This window comes from Micromonospora sp. M51 (genome assembly GCF_018070305.1).
Classification (GTDB): domain Bacteria; phylum Actinomycetota; class Actinomycetes; order Mycobacteriales; family Micromonosporaceae; genus Micromonospora; species Micromonospora parva.
In genome coordinates, this window is the sequence record NZ_JAGPXZ010000712.1 from 1 (window position 1) to 3,110 (window position 3,110).

2 protein-coding genes and 1 pseudogene are annotated in these 3,110 nt (G+C 71.8%); all 3 read right to left on the bottom strand.

Translation table 11 applies throughout. The annotated features are described in order from the left end of the window. Positions 1-166 (bottom strand): annotated as a pseudogene (locus KBX53_RS27530) (glucose-6-phosphate dehydrogenase); the annotation flags it as partial. Then, complete coding sequence (gene zwf, locus KBX53_RS27535; RefSeq protein WP_210862436.1) at positions 163-1,677, bottom strand: glucose-6-phosphate dehydrogenase; 1,515 nt, start codon at positions 1,675-1,677, stop codon at positions 163-165. The pseudogene KBX53_RS27530 and the gene zwf, both read right to left, overlap by 4 nt. A gap of 101 nt (positions 1,678-1,778) precedes the next feature. Further along, a partial coding sequence (locus tag KBX53_RS27540) for a glucose-6-phosphate isomerase (RefSeq protein WP_210862438.1) occupies positions 1,779-3,110 on the bottom strand: 1,332 nt, incomplete at its 5' end.

Consider the following 3,110-nt stretch of genomic DNA (forward strand, 5'->3'; position numbering starts at 1 on the left):
CGGCGGCGGCGCACGGCGCCCCCGCCTCCGCCTCCCGGACCCGCTTCTCGTCCACGACCACGATGAGGGTGAGCGCCATGCCGCTGGCCACCCCGCCGGCGCTGCGCCGCTCGGCGGCGAGCGCCTTGACCACCTCGTTGCCGGTGGTGTCCCACAGCCCGATCATGCTCGTCTCCAGGCGCGGCCCTCGCGGGCCAGCATCTCGTCGGAGGCCCGTGGGCCCCACTCACCGGCCCGGTACGGCTCCGGGGTGGTGCCCGCCCAGGCGTGCTCCAGGGGGTCGATCACCTGCCAGCTCTGTTCGACCTCGGCCGCGTCCGGGAACAGGGTGCGGTCGCCGATCAGCACGTCCAGCACCAGCCGCTCGTACGCCTCGGGGCTGGACTCGGTGAACGCCTCGCCGTACTGGAAGTCCATCGCGATGTCGCGGACCTCCATGGTGGTGCCCGGCACCTTCGAGCCGAACTTGAGCACCACGCCCTCGTCCGGCTGCACCCGGATGACCAGCTGGTTGTTGCCCAACGACTCCATGTCGGCGTCGTTGAACGGCAGGTGCGGCGCCTTCTTGAACATGATGGCGACCTCGGTGACCCGCCGGGGCAGCCGCTTGCCGGCCCGGATGTAGAACGGCACCTCCGCCCACCGGCGGTTCTGGATGCCCAGCCGCACCGCCACGTACGTCTCCGTGGTGGAGTCGGCGGGGACGTCCTGCTCGTCCCGGTAACCGACAGCGCGTTCGCCGCCCACCCAGCCGGGCAGGTACTGGCCGCGGACGGTGTCGCGGCTGACGTCCTTGGGCAGGGTGATGGCCTTGAGCACCTTCAGCTTCTCGGCCCGGATCTCGTCGGCGTCGAAGCTGGTCGGCTCCTCCATCGCCACCAGGGCGAGGAGTTGCAGGAGGTGGTTCTGCAGCACGTCACGGGCGGTGCCGACGGTGTCGTAGAAGCCGGCGCGGGTGCCGATGCCGACGTCCTCCGCCATGGTGATCTGCACCGAGTCGACGTACTTGGAGTTCCACAGAGGCTCGAACAGGTTGTTGGCGAACCGCAGGGCAAGGATGTTCTGAACCGTCTCCTTGCCCAGGTAGTGGTCGATCCGGAAGACGTCCTGGCGGGTGAACACGTCGTCGACGAGGTCGTTGAGCGCCTTCGCCGACGGCAGGTCGTTGCCGAAGGGCTTCTCCACCACGACCCGCCGCCAACCGCCGGACTTCTCGTTGTCGGCCATTCCGGTCCGTGCCAGCTGCTTGAGCACCACGGGGAACGCGGCCGGCGGGATGGAGAAGTAGAACGCCGCGTTGCCGGTGATGCCGTGGGTCTGACGCAGGTCGTCCAGCGTCGACGCGAGGTGGTCGAACGCGGCGTCGTCGTCGAACGACCCGCCGACGAACTTGATGTTGCCGGCCAGCCGCGCCCACACCTCGTCCCGCCACGGGGTGCGGGCGTGCTTCTTGGCCGCCTCGCACGCCAGGGTCTCGAAGTCGCCGTCACCCCAGTCGCGGCGCGCGAAACCGAGCACCACGAAGCCCGGCGGCAGCAACCCCCGGTTGGCCAGGTCGTAGACCGCGGGGAGCAGCTTCTTGCGGGCCAGGTCGCCGGTCACCCCGAAGATCACCAGAGCGCACGGCTCGGGGATCCGGGGCAACCGGCGGTCCTGCGGGTCGCGCAGCGGGTTCACCGAGCCACCTTCGGTTCGCGACTCCGGGGCTCGCAACCCCGGCTCACTCCTCGCGCTCACGGAACCGCCTCCTCGCTCCGCTTCAGTCACGTCGTCCATCCTCACGCCCGCAGATCACCGGCCGCGTCCAGTAGTTGGGCGACACCGGCGGCCCGGTCGGTCAGGTGCAACCGCAGGACCGGCCGGTCCCGACCGGCGAGCGCCTGCCGGTCCCCGGCGGCCTGCGCCGCCTGCAGCTCGCCGAAGGTGTACGGCTTGCCCGGCACCGCCAGGTCCTCGGCCACCGCGCCGGTCACCTGGAGGTAGCTACCCACCTGCGGACCGCCCTTGTGGTACTGGCCGGTCGAGTGCAGGAACCGCGGCCCCCAGCCGAAGGTGACCGGCCGCCCGCTCGCCTGCGCCAGCAGCGGCCGCAGCTTGGCCGTGTCGGCGTCGGCGAACCGGTCGAGGTACGCCATCACCGCGAGGTAACCGTCGTCGCCCAACCCGTCGAGCAGCCAGCGCAGCACGCCGGCCAGGTCACCCGGGGCGCCCTGCGGGGCGTACACCTCGATCGCGCCCTCGGTGAACGACGGCGTCTCCGCCGGCAGGCCCGAGGCCAGGATCTTGTTGGTGTTCTCCTTGGACTCCGTGACGTTCGGCTGGTTGAACGGGTCGATCCCGAGCACCACACCGGCCACCGCGGTGGCGTACTCCCAGGCCAGGAACTGCGCGCCCAGCGGGCCGTTGACGGCCACGTCCGGGGTGGCGCCGCCGCCCGGCACGTCACCGGGGGCCAGCGCGCCCCCGTAGCTGACGGTCAGCACGTCCGGGCCGGTGGCACCGGGGCTCTGCGGGGACTCCACCACCACCGGGAGGATGCCCACCCCGGCCTTGCCGGTCGACTCGGCGATCAACTGCTCGGCCCAGTCGCCGAGCCCGTCGATGCCGGTGCCGTCGGAGACGAGGGCGACCTTGTCCCGGGCCACAGTGGCCGCGGCGCCCAGGGCGGCGCCCAGGGCCAACGCCGGGTTGTTCTGGTCCGCGCCGAGCGACGTGGCCAGCGCGTCGGCCTGGTCGAGCAGTTCCGCGACCTCCACGCCGGCCAGCGCCGACGGCACCAGACCGAACGCGGTGAGCGCCGAGTACCGGCCGCCGACGTTCGGGTCGGCGAGCACTGTGAACGCGCCCATCTCGGTCGCGGTGGCCTCCAGCGGCGAACCCGGATCGGTGACGATGACGAAGTGCCGGCCGGCCTCCGCCTCGGTCATCCCGGCGTCCAGGAACGCCTGCCAGTAGGCGCGCCGGTGGCTGTCGGTCTCCACCGTCGACCCGGACTTGCTGGCCACCACCACGACGGTGCGCTCCAGCCGGTCACCGAGCGCCGCCCGGACCTGGCCCGGGTCGGTGGTGTCCAGCACCGTCAGCGGACGACCCAGCGTCTGGGTGATCAC